Origin of the sequence: Geobacillus sp. 47C-IIb, from assembly GCF_014679705.1 — a bacterium.
GTDB lineage: Bacteria > Bacillota > Bacilli > Bacillales > Anoxybacillaceae > Geobacillus > Geobacillus thermodenitrificans.
The window spans coordinates 70,989-90,527 of the sequence record NZ_CP061473.1 but is presented as its reverse complement, the minus strand read 5'-3'; the positions used below and the strand labels follow the sequence as shown (position 1 = coordinate 90,527).

Below are 19,539 nucleotides of genomic sequence, written 5' to 3'. Positions count from 1 at the left end.
GGGCAAGAACCTAGCTGTAGATTGCATTGCTTACTAGATCATCGGTTTTTTTGTTAAAGAACGTGTTGCAAAACGCATAACGAATGCATAAATGCACATAAAAAATCCACCACCTTGGAAATCATATACAGTGACCAAAAAAAACAACTCTCCAAGGGGTGAACACTATTATGATTTCCAATTGGAACAGCGAACATGCATGGACTTATGAAATTGACCCAATTTTAGAAGCATTATTTCGGTATATCGACTCGCTATCATTGCCGGAAACACCGTATGTGACAGGAAGACCGCCGGTGTCGAAAAAATCGTTGTTGAAATGTTTCTTTTTGAAAACCTATTTTTCCATTGATTCCTTGCGAAAATTAGTGCGCATCCTGCAGCGTTTTCGCTGTTTTCAACGGGCCTGTGGGCTTGGTGAAGTCCCTCACCTTTCTACGTTTTCCCGTGCGGCGAAGTGGTTTCGGGAACAGGGATTTCCTGTTTTTCATGCACAGCTGCTCAAAGATCTAGAAGTACGTTATCCGCAAATCGTGCTGATCGACAGCACGGCCCTTCGAAGCAGTCTTTACGATTCACAGGCGAAGTGGGGAGTGTCCACCCGATATCACTGGTTTAAAGGATATAAACTCCATCTCTGCACCACCGCCGAGGGAATCATTTTATCTCATGTGTTGACCACAGCGAATCGAAATGATGCGGCAGTAGCACCAGAATTGCTTGTTTCTTTAAAGCAGTGGGATATCGAATTTGTATTGGGCGATGCCGCGTATGACAGTGAAAAGGTTCGTCAAACAGCAGAGCAGTCAGGAATCCTATTCATTTCCCCTATCAACCGCCGCAATAGCGAGGAACGAAAAGATGCCTATGGCCGGGTTCTTCCTGTCTTTTTGAAAACGAGATTTGGCCAATGGCTGTTTGGACTTCGTCGTGAGATTGAACGAGTATTTAATGAGTTAAAGAGTGACGGGTTGGAACAGCCAAGATGGTATGGATTTCATCGATATGTACTGCATGTGTTATGTTGCATCCTTATGCATAACTTCGAGTTTTTACTCTAGTTTTGCAACACCATCTTAAAGAAAATGTTAACGTAATTGTAACAGTTTTTGTGTTTAGGAAAAACAGTCTTTGATATAATAAGTACATAGGGAGGTGAAGAAGATGAAACAGTATGTCTTTTCCTTTCACACAGAGCAAGAAAAGGCGTCTGTATGGGAAGAAGCCATCTTAGCGTCCGGAATGATGGAAGCCTTTTCAAAAGCCCAACGGCTTCTTATGAAATATAAACAGGAAAAAGGCGTGCCGATTCGCATTCGATATAAAGGTGTCCGCTATCGTTATACTGATATTGCGTAACGTTGAGAGTCAAAATAAAGAAAGGATGGAAACATGCTTTCCTTGCGACAATCGACACGCAACGGGTAACGTGCAGTGTTTCTTGAGTCATTCGAGAACACTGCACGTTTTTATTGTACTCGTATGCACAAAGCGGCATGATAGTCGCATTCTTGTCGATTCCAAAACAAGATCGTGGCGATTGTGTTCGTCTTGCTGAACCGGCTATCCTCGCAAACATCTCATCATCTTTCGGGCAATGAGTGACGACGATATGCGAACCATTTATCAGGGACCAGACGAAACAGAAACACGAGCTGAAGCGAAAGCGGAGGACGTCGTTGCTCGCAAAGCGGCACACGCTGTCTAAGCGCCCCTTATCTCATCCCGTTGTACCGCAAAATAGGGGGAGGGATGAACTTTACTCCGGCTGATTATCCTGCATAATCAAGCAATATGACTGATCCGTTTTAACTGGCATCGCTTTCAACTCAGCAAGGGGATATATCGAAATAAACACGCCAACGGTCAAACGATCCGGAAGATGCGGCGGATAAAATAAAATCGTTCTGGTACCAATCATAAGCGACACAAAAGCTGAATCGACGACTCTTAATTTTCCGGCCCAACACTTCTTGTCCAACAAATACGGACAAGTTCTCATCGTCATCCCAGATTTGTTTGCCATCACGCACATGCACAAAGATAATTGGTTTATATCAGAGGACCATTTTTTGTTTCTGTCTCACTATCATGAGATTACTTATTATTGAGACAGTCACCCCAATAACTTCTCATAATTTATATTATGTTAACTTATTATTTTCCCGAAATATCAAGAGCTCTTCCCTCAAGTGCCCATAAAATCAATTATCCGGAACTTGTTAACCTAATTTTTGCGTCTATCAATTTTAAACGAATTATCATTGTGGTTTACCGATTATCATTGGTCGTTGATGATCAACTGGAGGTGTTTTTTTATGTTGTTTCGACAAGCCATTGATGAATTTCTTTTGTATTTGCAAATTGAAAAAACTATTCACTTAACACCACACCGTTGATGGTTATGCGTATGATTTGAGATGTTTCGAGAACTTCTTAGTTCAACATGGTTATTCTGTACAACTTCATGACATTACAAAAACGCATGTTCGTCGCTTCATCCAGCATCAGATGACAAAAGAACATGTCAAGCCTCGAACGATCTATCGGAGAGATACTCCTAAAACGGATAGTAAATTACCGACTTATATGTCTTTGTCTGAACTCCGAAAGCTGTTTCATTTTTTGGAGCAAGATAATAGCCGAATGGCGATGCGAAACCATCTTCTATTTAAACTGTTAGCCACTACGGGTATGCGAAGATCTGAAATTGTTGAACTAACTTGGGAACAAATTGATTTATCTAACAACACGATACGTATATATGGGAAAGGAAAAAAAGAGCGCTTACTCCCCCTTCATCCCATGGTTGTCCCTTTAATGAAAAGCTATATGGAAAGTTTAGAGGAATATCAGCTCCATCCTTCCCAACCGGTATTTCTAAATAAAAACGGCAAAAAACTGAATCCGCGTGGTTTACATAAGATATTTAAAGAAATCTTACAAAAAGCAGGTCTGCCACCTCAACGGTTCTCACTCCATCATTTGCGGCATACGTTTGCTACCTTGTTGATACAAGAAAATAAAGAAAATGTTGATTTGCGTACCGTACAAGAACTACTCGGTCATGAAAGTTTAGTCACGACGCAAGTATATACGCATGTTGACTTTGAGCAAAAGAAAAAAGCGATTGAAACATTTAACATATTTTGAAACCTGCTTAGTACGGAAATAACTACCCTAGCCGGGTAGTTATTTCCCCATGTGAATATGAGTTGGCGGATACAAAGGCACTGGATGCGTGAGATCGTATGGCATTGGGTGCATTCCATGAGTTTGCTGATAAGGCATTGGAGCATGTGGAAAATACCCTTGCTGCGCCATCACAATCTGATTATAAAGTTCTGGTGCTTTAAATGTGAAATAATCAGAATAATTATTCCCTGATTCCTTAAGTATTTTTTGCTGTAATGCTGTAAATGCATACTTTACGAGATGTTCTTTAAACAGATTGATGTAATTTTTGTTTTTCAATTGATTTGAGAAGACGTTTGGTAACTCTACGTAAATTTCCTCTAAATTGAGAGTAATATTATAATTTGTCTCAAGTTCCATCGCAGTTTCAAAAAGCGTTTCGATTGTTACTTGAGCCGCTCGAATTTCTTTAATGTACTTTGCATCACTTAAAATATAATGTTGTAGAGCACCTAACTCATATTTGGAATGTCCAAGCAGAAACCGGATGGCATCATCTGAGACACCCATTTCATGCAACAAAGTAGAAAGAGTGTATCTCAATCCATGTGGTGTGAAATGTTTCTCGGTTTTATGAACTATTTTTTCCCCTTTTCTTTTTCTCTTCCCTTTTGTCTGACCCCTATCCTCTGGATTTTTGTATTCTATTCTTATCCACCCAAGATGCTCACATACTTTATCAATCACATAATTCATTTGTTTGTTAATCAGTGGTTTTCTTCTTAAACCATACAACAGCGCATCGTCTGGTTTCATATGTTCTATGTATTGCACGAGCAGTTGCATCAGTTTAGGTGGTAACCGGATTGACCCCCTAAATTTGGACACATCCTATCTTATTTTAGGTTATTCTTAAAATTTCTCGTTGCACATCTAAAAGTCATTATCAATCTATACCTACAATTTGACTACGACGTTCAAGCAATATAACATCACGCCATACCCCATTTAACTTTCCTATACGTTGTCGGATACCCACTTTACGAAATCCAACGCTTTGATGTAAACGTAAACTTGGTATGTTTTCAGGGAAAATCCCCGCAGTTAATGTCCAAAATCCTTTTGCTTCTGATTCTTTGATAATGGCTTCTAGAAGTTGTTTTCCCACTCCTTTTCCTCGACTCACATCTCGAACATACACACTCACCTCTCCCACTCCTTCATACACGCAGCGATCCGATACTTTACTGATCTTACACCAGCCTTGAATTCCTTTTTCGTCTTCAGCAACTAAACATAAATTTGCGGCAATGGTCGATTCCCATTTTTCGAACGATGGTGCTGTCGTTTCAAACGTTGCTTGTCCTGTCGCAATTCCTTGCTCGTAAATCTCCTTCACTTGCAGCCAATCCTCTTTGCGAAAGCGGCGAATGTTCATATGAAAAATCCCTCCTTATTTTCATACAGAAAAGGCACTAGGAATCGCCTAATGCCTTTTCCATGTCACATTAGCAACACTCACGATTGGATGTAGATGGGCAACATTCACGTTCCATAGTGGCTTTGTCTGCAATATCTTCGCTTTCTTTTACTTCCACAATTTGAATATCGCAGCAACCTTGCTTTTCTTTGGAATTGCCAAATATAACTTTCAAGATGTTCATGTGAAATCCCTCCCTCTATAAATGTTGATATATCAACGGTTGTAGCCGTCTCAGGGGTGTCAAAAAAATATTTTTCGACAAAGATTCTAACATTATTTCTTAAATATGTGTATATCTTACATTGACTGGGTACGCTTCGCGGCCACTACTGGTTAAATTTGGTTGTAGTGGAGGAAGCGTATGGGATGCACCGTGGATCTCTGCATCGCTGATGATGACGAACCCTCCCATGTCTCTTGGCATCCTTGTGCCTACATTCCTTCGTTCGGTCTAGTCATCAGGCAGAGGCCGGCTAAGCTCCTTTAGGGACTCAAGGTCGAATGGATGATATCGCGCCAGCTTCTCCGTGTCATCCTTGTTGTCTAGAGAATCGAGACTATAGGCATCAAGCAGCCGTTTCGAGGCCAAAGATGTCCTGCATCATTCGCTTCGCATCGAACGCTTGGTGCTTCGTACATACAGCGTGCAATACCTTCAATAATTTTCCGCATAACACCACAATCGATTGCTTCTTCCGCAACGGATTATCAGGACGTGTCGTGTAATAGTCGTGCAGCTGCCGAAACGCTTCGTTGTGGCGGATCATCGGCATCATCACGCGGAAGAGGAGGGCGCGCAACCGCCTTCTTCCACGCTTCGAGATCCGTTTTTGCCCTTTGTGTTGGCCGGAGGAATGTTCCCGCAGCGTCAGGCCCGCTAATTTGATAAGCTGCCGCGGATCCTGATAATGGGAGAAACTCCCGATCTCTGATAACAATTCTACGATGGTCGCATCGCCTAAGCCCGGAACGGTCTTCAACCATTCGTACTCGACCGATGTCTGTACGAGTTCGATCAGCTGCTCTGTCAGTGCCTCGATTTCTTCTTCCAGTTGGCGGTACCGGCGGACAAGCGTGGCAATTTCGATACGGGCCATCTGTTGTCCTTCCGTTACGCCAATGGAGTGTTGGGCCAATTCCATCAACTTCTTCGCTTTCGGTTTTTGTGGCGATTGTAATCCCTCACTTTGCCGGTAAAGGGCCAGCACCTCTTCCAGTTCTTTTCCTGCCAGATCACTCGGAAATGGCGTATATTCCAGCACCGCGAGCGCCATTTTCCCAAATGACGGGAAGACTTGGGAAAACTCCGGAAAATATCGATCAAGCCAGCGAATCATTTGATTTCGAACTGCTCCCTGTTCTTCCACCAATTTGGAGCGAAATGTCGCTCCAACGCGCAGCTCCGCCTCCATCCCTTTCAGAATACGCGGATAGCTGAATCGGCCGTCTTTCACTAACCGGGCAATGACGAGCGCATCTTTCGCATCATGCTTGGTTGGAAGGTTATCGTCCAGCTCTTTCGATCGCTTCACGTGCATCGGGTTTGTCATGACGAGAGGGATGCCTTTCTCATCAAGAAAATAGGCGAGATTCAGCCAATAATGTCCCGTTGGCTCGATGCCAACGATCACCTCGGTTTTTCCAAATTCCTTCATGGCTTCTACGATACACTGGTACAACCATTCCAATCCTTCTCTCGATTGCAGAACGGGAAACGGCTTTTTTAACACCCTCCCTCGCTCATCCACAAAGCAGGCATAATGTTTTTTCTTTGCGATATCCATCCCAACAACCAGCGTTTGATCGGTGACTTGATTAATCTTCTTGTTTGAGATAGAATTCATGTATAGTCCTCCTTGGTATCCAAATTAGGGGTCAATTCGTGCGATTGACACCCCCGAATCATACCAAGAGGGCTTTTTTTATTCAAGTCCCCGAAAAAACTTCTAACAGGAATGCTCCTTAAATGATATAGAATAAAAATCCTGATAACGTTGCCATCGTCATGACAGAGCCGACAAACGCAAAGACCAGCTTCTTTTTAAAGATACTGTGTAATAATGTGATCTCCGGTAAGCTTGCTCCTGCTGAGCTAATCATCAGTGCCATGACAGGTCCTAATGCCATGCCTTTTGCAATCAACATTTGCGAAATGGGAATCATCGTGGAAAGGCGGATATATAAAGGAATTCCGATGATTGCTGCAAGTGGAACAAGCCACCACTTATCACCCCCCATATAGGTTGAAATCCATTCTGTCGGTACAGCACCATGAATAATGGCTCCAATGCCTGCACCCAAAAGCAAATATGGATAAACCGTTTTTATTAAGTGAAAGGTCTCCTGTAAAGCTTCTCTCATGTTTCGTTTCTTTCCGATCTCTACTTCTCCTTTCACCATTACTTGCTTCACTTGATTTTCAAATCCGAATTTTTCAAGCGTGAAACCAATCAGTATGGATAAAATGGTGGTGATAATGGTATAAGAAATCGCTACTTTTACTCCGAGTGTTGCAGCCATGAGTGTCAATATGGTTGGATCGAGCACAGGAGAAGCAAAGAGAAAAATCATCACAATACCGAAACGGACCTTCTGGTTTAAAAGCGATACGACAACCGGGATCGTAGAACATGAGCAAAACGGTGTCACAAAGGCAAACGCGACAGCAATCAGTGCTCCGAATAACGGATGGCGCTTTGTTAACAAACTTTGCATTTTATCATAAGGAATATATCCTTCTAAAAAGTGAATGACGAACGAAATAGCAAAAAACAAAAGAGTTAATTCCAACACAATAGAAAGAAAATCCTGAAGAATCGCTATGCTCATTTGTTATCTCTCCTTATTTTATTTGTAAAATGCAAATATCGGTTTAACGAATAGGCAAGCCTAGATACGCTTGCCTTAAAATAACGGTTTACAACAAATGCTCGATTTTGCCATGCACTCATTCAACAATTTAATCGAACGAATCACGGTTTCTTTCTCAAAATCAGTCATATGGGAAAATACCTCGTCTAAATATCGATTTATTTCTCGATCGATGGTTGTTGCGATAAACTTTCCCTCGGTGGTTAACGATAACGTATATACCCTTCGATCTTCAGGGAGTGGTGTTTTTTTACTAATCCCTTTTTCACTAAATTTTGAATCTGTCTGCTGAACGTGGTAATATCCATTCCCAATACTTCAGCCACTTGTTGCATGGAAGGAGATTCTCTTTTGTCAATTTCATAAAGAATATGGCTTTGAACAAGAGAAATATCTACAGCATCAATAGAACAGCAATTTTTATTCAACAATCCGAAACGACGTGTCATCACTTGAAACAACTCTCTAATGTTTTCCATTTTTTCACCTCTATAATTATTTATATCACATTATTTGCAAATTGCAACTTTTTTGTTTTAAAAAATAAAGAAAATTTTATCGACATGTCTCGTCCTTTGTTTTGTATGAAGTATTTATTAAATAAAATCAGCCGAGAAGATTCTTCTCGGCTGTCATTCAGTCTTATTCGCCTGTTTCAGCAAATTTTTTGATGCGCGCGCCGATTTCATCGCGAACACGACGGAATACAGCTAATTTTTCCTCCTCCGTTCCTTCCGCCTTTGCCGGATCATCAAATCCCCAATGAACACGTTTCACATTTGGTGGGGTTACTGGACAATGGTCCGCTGCATGACCACATAATGTTACTACCAAATCCGCTTTATTTAAAATTTCCGGATCAATGATATCCGATGTCTGGTTCGAAATATCAATTCCTACTTCTTTCATGACTTTTACCGCGTTTGGATTTAGTCCATGCGCTTCAATACCGGCGCTGTACACTTCCCACTCGTCGCCAAGATATTTTTTTGCCCATCCTTCTGCCATTTGGCTGCGGCAAGAGTTTCCTGTGCATAAGAAGTAAATGATCTTTTTGTTTTTCATGTTTCCTTCCACCTTTGTTGTTAGTATGATACTGATTCTGTTTTAAAGTATTTTCGTTGAAACCATAATGCCACGTTGACTAATGCAATCATGACAGGCACTTCCACCAGTGGTCCAATAACAGCTGCAAATGCTGCACCAGAATGGATCCCAAACACGCCAACAGCTACGGCAATCGCTAACTCAAAGTTATTACTGCCGGCTGTAAAGGCGAGTGTGGTGGTGACAGGGTAGCTCGCTCCAAATTTCTTCCCCATGAAGAAGGAAACGAAAAACATCAACACAAAGTAAATCAACAATGGAATTGTGACTCTCACTACATCCAACGGCAAACTTACGATAGCGTCTCCTTTTAAAGAGAACATGACGATAATCGTAAACAATAAAGAAATCAATGTAATCGGGCTGATTTTTGGAATGAATACTTTTTCATACCATTGTCTGCCCTTTGCTTTTACCAACAAAAAGCGCGTCACCATTCCGCCAAGAAACGGAATTCCTAAGTAAATGAACACCGACTTGGCGACTTCCATCATTGTAATATGAACGACAGCACCTTCTAGTCCTAACCATTCCGGAATGATTGTCACAAACACATACGCATAAACAGAGTAAAATAGCACTTGGAATACAGAGTTAAACGCCACCAATCCAGCTGCGTACTCTCTATCTCCATTCGCTAAATCATTCCAGACAATCACCATAGCAATACAACGTGCCAGACCGATTAGAATGAGTCCGACCATGTATTCCGGTTTATCCGGCAAGAATACGATCGCCAACACAAACATAAGAATCGGTCCAATAATCCAGTTTTGTACGAGCGATAAGACTAATACTTTCACATTTTTAAAGACGCGTCCCATCTCCTCGTAGCGAACTTTTGCTAACGGAGGATACATCATTAAAATTAAGCCGATGGCAATTGGAATCGATGTGGTTCCTACCTGCAAACTGTTCATTCCGTCTACAAAGCCCGGAAAGACGAAACCTAAGCCAATTCCTGCTGCCATAGCAAGGAAAATCCAAATCGTTAGGTATCGATCCAAGAACGATAGACGTTTTTTCCCCGTATTATTCATTTTTTCTCTCCCAATTTAATTAGTAGGTTAACAACCACAACGGAGCGTAGGGTTGTTTTCCTCAATCTTACGAATATTCTCTGTTTGATCTGGAATATGTTGCAGAATATCTTGGATGAAATCATATAACTCATTTTGTGGATTGAGGGAATAATAAATCCACTGTCCCCTCCTATCCTCTTTTACTAATCCTGCATCTTTTAACTTGCGAAGATGCTGACTAATAGACGGCTGACTCATGTCAAAAACCTCAAGAAGCTCGCATACACAACACTCACGTTGTTTTAAAATTGCCATAATCGTTAAACGTGTTTTATCACCAAGTAACTTTAAAGCATGTGAGGCTTTTTCTATTTCCACTACTGTCTTTTGCACGGGAACACCTCCTATTCTTGTATGATTATATAGTTATTTACTTATATATGAACGAAAATGAAATATGATACTCCTAAATGTCTTTATTTGGAATTTTGTTTATCTCACACTAAATAAATGATGTCACATCTTTCATATCCACGGCATGGATATTGTAGTATAACCATACTTACTCTTCCTTTAATAAGCATATAACTACATACTTATATAAAACAAGAGAAAAAAACAATTTTAACATAATCTTTACAAATTCAAACGAAAGTATGAAAGTAGGTAAACAAACCGGTCTTTTTCCGTTAATATACGCTGCACGGCTTGATTATCTAAAATGCATCCGGCTCATTGGCAGATTATTATCGTTTGATCGGATACCTTTTTTCTTGATGACTTAGACAGCAAACGCGATTCTTGTTAATTCAGGATCGACACTCGGACCACATATATCCGTAGGACAGCACATTGTCAGGTCGAAGATTCTAATCTTTTTCATTCTATTCGTTTTTTCCTGCCTTTTTAGTTCCCGAGTTCGACAGTCACTAGGCAAACAAAATGCCTCTCGCCCCTTGATACAAAAGGGATCGGAGGCATTTGGGCACACTTCGGGCGTGTATCTAGGTGCGAGGGTGGATGCCTAGAATCTTTGGAGGAGGTTCCAGCCCTAGAGCCGCAAGGAATAGCGCTTGTTTGGCCGTCAGTTCGGTTCGTTGATAAAGGTCGCCGTTTTTTGAAGAAAAATGTCCAAGCATGAGACGCTCGCATTCGTCTCTTACTTTCGGCCACGATTCATGAGTTCGGATCTCCACGATCCGAACCAGCAAGAGAGCCAGCCAACTGAGCAGCACATGCGCCCGGATACGGTCTTCCAAGCGATGATACATGGGGCGCAGCTCGAGTGTTGATTTCAACGTCCGAAAGGCCTGCTCGATATCCACCAGTTGCTTATACCCGAGCGCGACATCCTCGGCAGACAAGGTGTCATCGGAGGTTCGGATGAGATATTTGCCATCGTACGTTTCCGCTTCACGAACCGCTTGCTTGTCGATGCGAAGCGTTCCATCCTTCAATTGACGCAAGTATTTTCCGTAGGACGGATGGGAACGCAGCCGGCAGGTGGCCTTATGATGAGCTTCATTGGGGAGTTGGCGAAGCCCTCCAACTCCTCTTTCAGCGATTCGAGCAGCGTTTCCCGTTCCTTGCGTTGGCGTTCGGCTTCGCTGGGATTGTACACGAGAACATAGCGCTGACGCGCTTCTCCGTCGCCCACGATGATTTCTTTGATATGCAAGTTCTCGCGAACTTGTTGGTAGCGCCCGCGACGGTTTAGGGCCTCTTCGACGGCGGCTTTGCCGGACCGCATTTTTTCGCCGACAATGTAGTGTCCCCCGGCCTGTTGCAAGATTCGCAAATTCTCTTCAGACGAAAATCCGCGGTCCATCACGCTGATCACACGCCCAAGCTTCCAGCCAATCAAGTCTTGTTTCACCTGTTTGATGACCGTCATATCCATCGTATTGCCAGGCCATACCCAAGCGCGAATGGGGACTCCTTCCCGGGTAACGGCCAGTCCAATGACGATTTGGACCAAATCGGGACGCTTATCTTTGGAAAACCCCTGCTTTCGAAGCGATTCTCCTTCTGGTGTTTCGGATGGATCCACTTCGAAGTACGACGAAGTCGTATCAAAGTAAATCAAATCGACTTCCAGGTTCAATAAATCGGCCACGGCATGGAACACTTGGCGTTCCAATTCCGGCTGCACAGCCAGCAGCTCATCCATCGCCCGGTACAACTGGTGGCTGGCGACTTGGGGAAGATGAGGGATATGCACGTCTTTCTCCACCCACTCCTCCATCGCCAACTTGCTTGACGGATGAAGGGCACGATTCGCCACCATGGCAAAAATCAGCCGTTCCAACGGAATCTGATGATGTCGGGAGGCAAACAAGGAGTGGAGAATCTCTCCCAATCCCAGTTGTCTCCAGAGCTGATCCAAAAGCCAAGCGCCACCAAGGCGTTTGCTTGATTGAAACTGAAAGTCATCCGACACTTCTCCTGTCAACGTCTCGATTTCCCAAGCCTGCTCAGGAGAAAGGAATCGCGAAATGCTTTTGGCCAGACGCTCCAAGACAGCGCGATCCACCTCGTCTTCGCGCCCAAACGAATAAATCACCTTCGCTTTCGCATATTTGGCCTTCGGATCCCATTCGTTGTGAGCAAGCTGGAGATACGCCACGGTCGTTCCATCTTTGTTTTTGCGTGTTACTCGCCGTATGTACATGCCTATATTATAACCGATATTCAGCTGTTTTAAAAGTTAAAATAAACAAGTCGTGTGCCTATGAAATTCAGTGTTTTTTTCTAGGATCCGCATCGCGAAATCTTTGATATAACAGCATTTTGGCCATTTTCATTTGCCTAAAATGGCCTCAAAACTGTCGAACTCGGGTGGTCGATACCCATTTTTCGAACGATGGTGCTGCCGTCTCAAATGTTGCTTGTCCTGTCGCAATTCCTTGCTCGTAAATTTCCTTTACTTGCAACCAATCTTCTTCGCGAAAGCGGCGAATGTTCATATGGACCCTCCTTTATTTTCATAATAGAAGACGCTAGGAATCGCCCTAATGCCCTTTACATTAGCAACCCTACTTACGTTGAAATGTAGATGGGCGGCATTCACATTCTATCGTGGCTTTGTCTGCAACATCTTCGCTTTCATTTGAATATCACAACAACCTTGCTTTCTTTAGGAATGGGCCAATATCATTTTCAAGATGTTTATTTGAAGTTCCTTCTTAAAATGATTTAGAATAAAAGTTTGGTAACGGACAAACACAAAGGATGTAATTTTTGCCGCGTTTGGATTTAGCTTGTGGCACTGTACCACTTTCAAATCATCACCAAGATATTTTTTGCCCCTCCTTCTGCCATTTGGCTGCGGCAAGAGTTGTCTGTGCATAAGAAGTAACTGATCTTTTTGGCTTTCATGTTTCATTCCATCTCCGTCGGTAGTATGATACTGGCTTTTTCGTTGAAACCATAGTACCACGTTGACCAATGAAATCATGACAGGCACTTTCATCAGCGGTCCAATGACAGCGGCAAACGCTGTACTAGAGAATGGGTCTCAAAACCATCAATAGCTACGACAAACGCTAATTCAAAATTATTACTGTCAGTTATGTAAAGACAAGTGTCATGGTTGCAGGGGCGTTTGTCCCAAATTGGGCATCTGGTTCTGTATGAGCGATAACACTAATCCTTTTAGTTGTTTAGAGTTCTTTCGTTTAATTTTATTGATTATTTAGCACATAGTTCTATTATTCCATAATTTTGACTTTTCACCAAAATCAGCTTGTCTGTTTCCTTCATCTCTCCCTCGATTTAAAATTCAACATTTGGATATGTTTAAATTTGTACTATTGACGTTTTCTATCACGTTTTCACCACTGGAATATTCACTGTCAATCCTGTTTTCATATATTGTTGACAAAAGCCATTACGGGACGAGAGTAGACGAAAATGCTGACAAAAAAAGAAGGAGCTTTTTAATCAGCTCCTCTAGACCCACGTTCCCCTCTATATCTATCTGCTTTGTACCTCCTCCAAAATACCATCCATTTACTTTAATCAACTTATCTCAAAATTCATCGTGTTCCACTTCTTATTATCATTGGAAATATATACAGTCCTCTATATACTTCTTGCTGTTTTTTCTGCTTCATACTATTTCCTTCTCTTGCGTTTGTTCAATATAATGGATGGCAACTTCGACATCCGCTGTAATACTAATTTCCATGAGTTTTCTTATGGCTGATAGTTAATTCCTAAGCCAAACCAAATCATTCCCATACAAGAAACGATTAGAATGAAGTGAAGAATGCCGCCTAAATAGGAGTGGAATCGATTTTCTTTTAGGAGACCAAGCAAGCATATAAGCAATCTGAACAATGAAATCCAAATATAACGGATATCAAAAACAGGAATCTCCGCTATAATTTGTACATTTAACAAAATAAGCAAAAAATATAGCCACCAGCGTATTCAGTATATTGATTCTTGCTATTTTCATTTTCGACAATCCTCCTTTTGTGCTATGGCAAATTAATCTGACCTGATCGAATCACATTCACTTTCTTCATCTTTTCTAGAGCCAAAACATCTTTGGCAGTTCCCGTTATAGCGATTCCATAAATCTTCAACACGAGTGTTGATTATCCAAAATTAGACATACGCCTTCCATAAATTTGGGCATACTCAAACAAAGCAGCGGCCATCCCGGATTTCCAATCGAGAGGAAGCTGCCCAGAGAAAAAACGGCGAACGAACGAAATGAAGGAAAGAGAGACGTTCGTCTGTTTTTTGGTTTGATCATACAGCCATCGCAGCAACACATACGCGATGAACGCCGCAAACAGTTGGTTGTATACCGCATTTTCCGTCGTGCCAAACAAGGTCGGGACATTCAGATATTGCTTCACCCAACGGAAAAAGACCTCAACAGTCCAACGTTGTTGGTACATGTCGGCAATGGTTTCCGCAGACGCATGGAAGAGGTTCGTCACGACCCGAATGTCGCGGCCATTCGCATCTCGAAAGATCACCACCCGGTGACGCTTGGTGGAGCGGCATTGTTTCGTCCCCAACTGGCACGTGAAGTCGGCTTGAACCGATGAGGATGTGCTGGAAAGGCGTTTCAAGCTTTTTTTCTGATGAAGTTCGATGTTGTCCTTCATCCGAATGACAAAGAGCTGATGCTGCTCCACAAATCGATCGAGGCGTTCGATTTTGAAATACGCCCGGTCTTCCACCAGCACTTGTTGAGCGTTCGTCAACTGTTCTCCCACCGGGCCATCATGACGCAGTCCGATGGTTTCCACCACGTCTGCCGGCAACGAGGATTCCGGCGAATACGCGACGTGCAGCTTCACTCCGGCGCGTTCGCCGTGATACGGCGCCCATGGCAGGCGGTTTTTCCCGACCGTGACGGTCGTCGAATCCACCACCCGAAGCGGTTTGGGAAACCGAAGCGAACGGCGGGTTTGGCGGTTGCACTTGGAAATGATCAACGCCAACAAGCGTTTCATGATGTCATAGGGAACTTCTTTCGCTTTCTTGGATACAGTTGAATAATGGAATCGCGGCAATCCATACAGAGGCCCCACATCGGCTCCGTGGCGAAAGCTTTTCCATTGATGCATGGCGGCCAGCAGGAAGAAGTGAATCAACTCGCGCAACGTAAAGGTTCGAGACGAATCACGATACCCAACCGCTTCGGCAATCAGTTGAATCTCTTCATCCGAAACAAGTTTTTGCATCAAATTCGGGAGTGTGGTATGCTTGTTCATAGAGAGCACCTCCTGGGTTTGTTTGTGTCGCTACTCACATTCTACAGGAAAGGTGCTCTTTTTTCTATACCCTTTGGATTTTATTGGATAATCAACACGCCTGAATCTTCAATTCTTTATGCTCTTCCACCCATTTTAGCCGCTCAGCCATCTTTAAGTCTTTGTATTCCGTTAGTTGTATTGCCCATTTTTCATTTTTGCTCAATAGCTCAAGTCCTTTGACTACTTCTTTGTAATCAGTAAACGAGCGATGGAATACAGAATCTACATGCACTTTTTTGTATGTTAACTTATCAAAACAAAATGCCTCTCGCTCCTTGATACAAAAGGGAACGGAGGCATTTGGGCATACTTCAGGCGTGTATCTAGGCGTGAAGATGAATGCCTAGAATGTAAGGAAATGTATCCGCTTTGGTGCTAATCATGCAATCCTTTGCCATCAAGAATGCGCTGGATATACTTTTCAATTCTTGCTTCTCGCGTTTTCGATTGTTTCGCTCCAGAAAAATAAAGGATGTACGCTCTTTGCCGTCCAGGTGTCAATGATTCAAACGCTGTTTTTAAGTCCAGCATTTCGTCAAATTTTTTTTGAAGCTCCTCAGGAATTGGCTCTGGACTCTTTTTGAACTCCACTTTTAAGCCCGCTTTTTCAATTTCCATGGCTTCGTTAATATATGCTTTCACCACAGGTTCAAGCTCGATGATTTGTTGAACATTTGTAAACCGAATCCGTCGTGCAGCCTGCGTATTCTCCCCGGGCTTTTCTAGAATGTGATGGTCATCTTTTAACAAGGCGCCTTTGAAAAAACCAAGTGCACAGTATTCATTCAAAGCACTGATTGTTACGACATTGCTCTTTTGGAATGTATAACAGGGAATTCCCCATTTCACTTCTTCTGTCAATCCACATTCAAGAACGATTATTCGCAATGCTCTTAATTCTGTCGACCATTTGTTTACTTTACAATCGGGAGTACCCACTAGCGGACAGCGTCCACATCCCTCAGTTAAATATTGATCAACTTTAGGATTCATTCGACTGTTTTTCATCAGCATTCTCCTCATAAAATATTAAGTCAAAATAGAATGCACCATCGATCCCGGCCCCACAGTATAGCTGTTTCCGTTGTTCCTGCTTATCCTGTTTTTGCGTGTGTTCGGGTGGGATACCATCGAAAGCAATAGCGGTTGTGCATGACCTTCCTCTCTCCGCACAGAACATTTGTTCCTTTTTTCTATTTTACATCTTCTGGTCGTTGAAGGCAAGGGAGAGATTGAGCGCGAATAGCGATTCATCCGCACTTCTACATGTGAGCGTAAGTGGGTGATAATCAAACGAACTCGAGTTGATGCAGCGGCAAAAGCCATCCTTCTCTCGTTTTAGATGTCATAGAATCCAAAAGTTTTATATATCATTGTTGCCATACTCTTCAAATTATTTTATCATATTAACCATCTAACTCAGTCGCCATCATTGATTTGATTAAGAAAGGAGAAAACGATGGGTTCATTTGTACAACAGCCAACCGGCGTCTTTCCGTCTGTCTGTTCTCTCGATTGTCCTGATCAATGCGGGTTGCTCGTGCATAAGAAGGATGGGAAAATCGTAAAAATCCAAGGCGACCCATCTCATCCTGTGACAAAAGGCCATATATGCAATAAAGTGCGGAATATGATGGAACGAATCTACGATCCGAAACGTTTGAAATACCCGCTGAAACGTATAGGTGCCAAAGGGGAAGGGAAATTTGCACGAATCAGCTGGGATGAAGCGCTCGAGACCATTGCGGCCAAATGGAAAGAATTGATTGAAACATACGGACCTGAAAGCATCCTCCCTTATAGCTTTTATGGCAACATGGGAAGACTCAGCGCCGAAGGCATGGACCGGCGTTTTTTCCATCGGCTAGGCGCATCCTTGCTTGATCGGACCATTTGTTCATCAGCTGGATCTCAAGGGCTTCAATATACGATGGGAGGCGGCTTTGGAATCGATCCGGAAGAAACCATTCATGCCAAACTCGTCATCTTCTGGGGAATTAATGCGGTCAGCACCAACATGCATCAAGTCATCTTAGCCCAAAAAGCCCGAAAAAACGGGGCGAAGATTGTTGTGATTGATGTTCATAAAAACCAAACCGGACAGCTCGCTGACTGGTTCATTCCGATTCTGCCAGGCACTGATGCCGCTCTCGCTTTAGGCATGATGCATATTTTGTTTGCGGAAAATCTCATAGATGATGAGTTTTTGAGAAAGTATACGGTCGGCTATGAGGAACTGCGCGAGCACGTTGTCCAATATGATCCCGTCACTGTTTCCAACATAACAGGCGTTCCTGTTGAAGATCTTTATACGCTCGCCAGATGGTATGGGCAAACAACTCCTTCCTTCATTCGAATCGGCAACGGTTTGCAGCATCACGATAACGGAGGAATGTGCATCCGAACGATCGCTTGTCTCCCGGCCCTGACCGGACAATGGCTGGTCAAAGGTGGCGGCGCCATCAAATCCAACAGCGGCTACCTAGCTCTTAATCAAATAAGCTTGCAGCGCCCGGATCTATTGAAAAACAAACATACACGAATCATCAACATGAATCGGCTCGGTGAGGCATTGTTGGAATTGGATCCGCCGATTCGTTCGTTATTCGTGTACGGCACAAACCCGGCAGTCGTTGCCCCAAACAGCAACAAAGTACGACAAGGATTGGCGAGAGAGGATCTCTTTGTCATCGTGCATGATTTGTTTGTCACAGAAACCGCCAAATACGCCGATATTGTGCTTCCAGCCACTTCTTCGTTTGAAAATACAGATTTGTATACATCCTATTGGCATCACTATGTTCAAATTCAACAACCAGTGATTGAACGATACGGAGAGTCTAAATCGAATGTCGAAGTGTTCCAATTGCTGGCGAAACGAATGGGGTTTGAGGATCCGTGTTTATACGAGACAGAAGAAGAAATGATTTCGCAAGCCTTGGATAACCCAACCAACCCTTTCTTGGAAGGAATCCGTTATGAAACATTGGTAGAAAAACAGTATATCAAAGCAAAGGTCAAACGGTTGCTGCCGGGAACATTACCAACGCCGAGCGGAAAAATTGAGCTGTATTCGAAGAAAATGGAACAAGATGGCTATCCTCCGCTGCCAACGTATACGCCGATTGTTGACGATGGAGATTTTCCATTTTTCTTTGTGCCCGGTCCTAACCACAACTTTTTAAACACCACGTTCTCCAATAATGAAAAGCACATTTCGTTGGAAAAAGAACCGCGTTTGTATATGAATGTGAAAGATGCCCTAGCGAAAGGAATTCAAGATGGGGATCGAGTCCGGGTATGGAACGATCGCGGAGAATGCGTGTTGAAAGCATCGGTTGGAGAACATGTCCTCCCCGGTGTCGTCGTCACGCAAGGGTTATGGGCTGATTCTCCGGACACGAAACATTTGGTCAACTCCCTTACTCCCGATCGGATCGCCGACATGGGCGGCGGCGCGACCTTTTTCTCCGGCCGCGTCGATGTGGAAAAATGCTAGGATGAATGGCTCGAGGGGCTGGCTAGAAATCAATATGTAGGCCAGGCGCCCCTCCTTTTTTACCGTTTGTAACTAACGCCATCTTTATTCTCCCGTCTCCGCAAGCTGGCTTTATCCTCTCTCCAAGCTCATCGCGAACATGCTGAAACATAGTCCTTTCTTCTGCCTTCTCAGGATTGCCAAATCCACAGTACACTCGTTTTACATGCGGCGGGGTGATCGGCCATAATCAACTGCATGGCGCGTAATGTGACGACTCAATCATCATCAGCTGTGGATTCATTGTGTGTGATTCTTTCATTAATCTCTCTAACAGCTCGGTGATTTTGTTTTTTCTCCAATCTGTTCCATGCTTTTATGCAAATCGCCTTTGGTTGCTACAGATTTCACGAAAAAACAGCCAAAATTCGTTTTTCTTCCTTTTTCGTTGTTGAGGTATTTTGATTGATTATTTAGCACATAGTTTTATTTATTTATAATTTTGACTTTTCACTAAAACTAGCTTGGCCTCCCCTGATTTGACATCAACCTCTTGCATATTCGTTTCCTATCCTTTTTCGATGGTATTGGTGATTTTCGTGTATGGTGACAGGAGTTTTTACGGGACGAGAATGGCCAGGGAATACTAACAAAAAAGAAGGA

17 protein-coding genes and 6 pseudogenes are annotated in these 19,539 nt (G+C 43.0%); 4 read left to right on the top strand and 19 right to left on the bottom strand.

Annotated features, from left to right (window positions below; all coding sequences use genetic code 11):
* Positions 1 to 170: 170 nt before the first annotated feature.
* Together IC804_RS00470 and IC804_RS00465 are read left to right on the top strand one after the other, a co-directional pair.
* Positions 171 to 1,061 (top strand): ISNCY family transposase, encoded by an 891-nt coding sequence (locus IC804_RS00470; RefSeq protein WP_011886641.1) that lies wholly within the window; start codon positions 171 to 173, stop codon positions 1,059 to 1,061.
* 103 nt (positions 1,062 to 1,164) lie between these two features.
* Complete coding sequence (locus tag IC804_RS00465; protein WP_008881859.1) at positions 1,165 to 1,359, top strand: hypothetical protein; 195 nt, start codon at positions 1,165 to 1,167, stop codon at positions 1,357 to 1,359.
* Between the two features lie 400 nt (positions 1,360 to 1,759).
* Here IC804_RS00465 and IC804_RS00460 read toward each other — a convergent pair whose 3' ends face one another.
* Positions 1,760 to 1,921 (bottom strand): hypothetical protein, encoded by a 162-nt coding sequence (locus IC804_RS00460; protein WP_190300644.1) that lies wholly within the window; start codon positions 1,919 to 1,921, stop codon positions 1,760 to 1,762.
* 590 nt (positions 1,922 to 2,511) lie between these two features.
* On the opposite strand from IC804_RS00460, the gene IC804_RS00455 reads away from it, so the two are divergent.
* Positions 2,512 to 3,153, top strand: coding sequence for a tyrosine-type recombinase/integrase (locus IC804_RS00455; protein ID WP_223812863.1), 642 nt, complete (start codon positions 2,512 to 2,514; stop codon positions 3,151 to 3,153).
* Positions 3,154 to 3,192: 39 nt separating this feature from the next.
* On the opposite strand, the gene IC804_RS00450 is transcribed toward IC804_RS00455, so the two are convergent.
* The 17 genes and pseudogenes from IC804_RS00450 to IC804_RS00375 form a co-directional block, all read right to left on the bottom strand.
* Positions 3,193 to 3,951, bottom strand: coding sequence for a tyrosine-type recombinase/integrase (locus tag IC804_RS00450; RefSeq protein ID WP_223812862.1), 759 nt, complete (start codon positions 3,949 to 3,951; stop codon positions 3,193 to 3,195).
* Between the two features lie 130 nt (positions 3,952 to 4,081).
* On the bottom strand, positions 4,082 to 4,573 hold the full coding sequence (locus IC804_RS00445) for a GNAT family N-acetyltransferase (RefSeq protein ID WP_087960016.1): 492 nt from the start codon (positions 4,571 to 4,573) through the stop codon (positions 4,082 to 4,084).
* 70 nt (positions 4,574 to 4,643) lie between these two features.
* A complete protein-coding gene (locus tag IC804_RS00440) occupies positions 4,644 to 4,799 on the bottom strand; it encodes a hypothetical protein (protein WP_157663117.1) in 156 nt (51 codons plus the stop codon).
* A gap of 385 nt (positions 4,800 to 5,184) precedes the next feature.
* Entirely contained in the window at positions 5,185 to 6,462 is a 1,278-nt protein-coding gene (locus IC804_RS00435; RefSeq protein ID WP_087959846.1) for an IS110 family RNA-guided transposase, read from the bottom strand.
* Positions 6,463 to 6,580: 118 nt separating this feature from the next.
* Positions 6,581 to 7,447 (bottom strand): permease, encoded by an 867-nt coding sequence (locus IC804_RS00430; RefSeq protein WP_061579765.1) that lies wholly within the window; start codon positions 7,445 to 7,447, stop codon positions 6,581 to 6,583.
* Between the two features lie 75 nt (positions 7,448 to 7,522).
* Positions 7,523 to 7,968 (bottom strand): annotated as a pseudogene (locus IC804_RS00425) (MarR family winged helix-turn-helix transcriptional regulator).
* A gap of 163 nt (positions 7,969 to 8,131) precedes the next feature.
* Complete coding sequence (gene arsC, locus IC804_RS00420; protein WP_011230093.1) at positions 8,132 to 8,554, bottom strand: arsenate reductase (thioredoxin); 423 nt, start codon at positions 8,552 to 8,554, stop codon at positions 8,132 to 8,134.
* A gap of 20 nt (positions 8,555 to 8,574) precedes the next feature.
* Positions 8,575 to 9,636: an ACR3 family arsenite efflux transporter gene (gene arsB, locus IC804_RS00415; RefSeq protein WP_081157655.1), complete on the bottom strand. Its 1,062-nt coding sequence runs from the start codon at positions 9,634 to 9,636 to the stop codon at positions 8,575 to 8,577.
* 27 nt (positions 9,637 to 9,663) lie between these two features.
* A complete protein-coding gene (locus IC804_RS00410; RefSeq protein WP_011887407.1) occupies positions 9,664 to 10,011 on the bottom strand; it encodes an ArsR/SmtB family transcription factor in 348 nt (115 codons plus the stop codon).
* 388 nt (positions 10,012 to 10,399) lie between these two features.
* Positions 10,400 to 10,471, bottom strand: a complete 72-nt coding sequence (locus tag IC804_RS00405; protein ID WP_216367195.1) for an arsenic metallochaperone ArsD family protein — start codon at positions 10,469 to 10,471, stop codon at positions 10,400 to 10,402.
* Between the two features lie 151 nt (positions 10,472 to 10,622).
* Positions 10,623 to 12,289, bottom strand: a pseudogene (locus IC804_RS00400) (IS1634 family transposase).
* Between the two features lie 169 nt (positions 12,290 to 12,458).
* Positions 12,459 to 12,584, bottom strand: a pseudogene (locus tag IC804_RS00395) (N-acetyltransferase family protein); the annotation flags it as partial.
* Between the two features lie 278 nt (positions 12,585 to 12,862).
* Positions 12,863 to 12,996: pseudogene (locus IC804_RS18380) on the bottom strand (arsenate reductase); the annotation flags it as partial.
* A 37-nt stretch (positions 12,997 to 13,033) separates the two neighbouring features.
* Positions 13,034 to 13,203 (bottom strand): annotated as a pseudogene (locus tag IC804_RS00390) (arsenical-resistance protein); the annotation flags it as partial.
* Positions 13,204 to 14,222: 1,019 nt separating this feature from the next.
* A complete protein-coding gene (locus tag IC804_RS00385) occupies positions 14,223 to 15,356 on the bottom strand; it encodes an IS4-like element IS5377 family transposase (RefSeq protein WP_015374614.1) in 1,134 nt (377 codons plus the stop codon).
* Positions 15,357 to 15,447: 91 nt separating this feature from the next.
* On the bottom strand, positions 15,448 to 15,630 hold the full coding sequence (locus IC804_RS00380; RefSeq protein WP_223812860.1) for an erythromycin esterase family protein: 183 nt from the start codon (positions 15,628 to 15,630) through the stop codon (positions 15,448 to 15,450).
* A gap of 143 nt (positions 15,631 to 15,773) precedes the next feature.
* On the bottom strand, positions 15,774 to 16,406 hold the full coding sequence (locus IC804_RS00375) for a YdeI/OmpD-associated family protein (RefSeq protein WP_081157632.1): 633 nt from the start codon (positions 16,404 to 16,406) through the stop codon (positions 15,774 to 15,776).
* Between the two features lie 451 nt (positions 16,407 to 16,857).
* On the opposite strand from IC804_RS00375, the gene IC804_RS00370 reads away from it, so the two are divergent.
* A complete protein-coding gene (locus IC804_RS00370; protein WP_081157633.1) occupies positions 16,858 to 18,897 on the top strand; it encodes a molybdopterin-containing oxidoreductase family protein in 2,040 nt (679 codons plus the stop codon).
* An 84-nt stretch (positions 18,898 to 18,981) separates the two neighbouring features.
* Here IC804_RS00370 and IC804_RS18375 read toward each other — a convergent pair.
* Positions 18,982 to 19,120, bottom strand: a pseudogene (locus IC804_RS18375) (arsenate reductase); the annotation flags it as partial.
* Between the last annotated feature and the right edge of the window lie 419 nt (positions 19,121 to 19,539).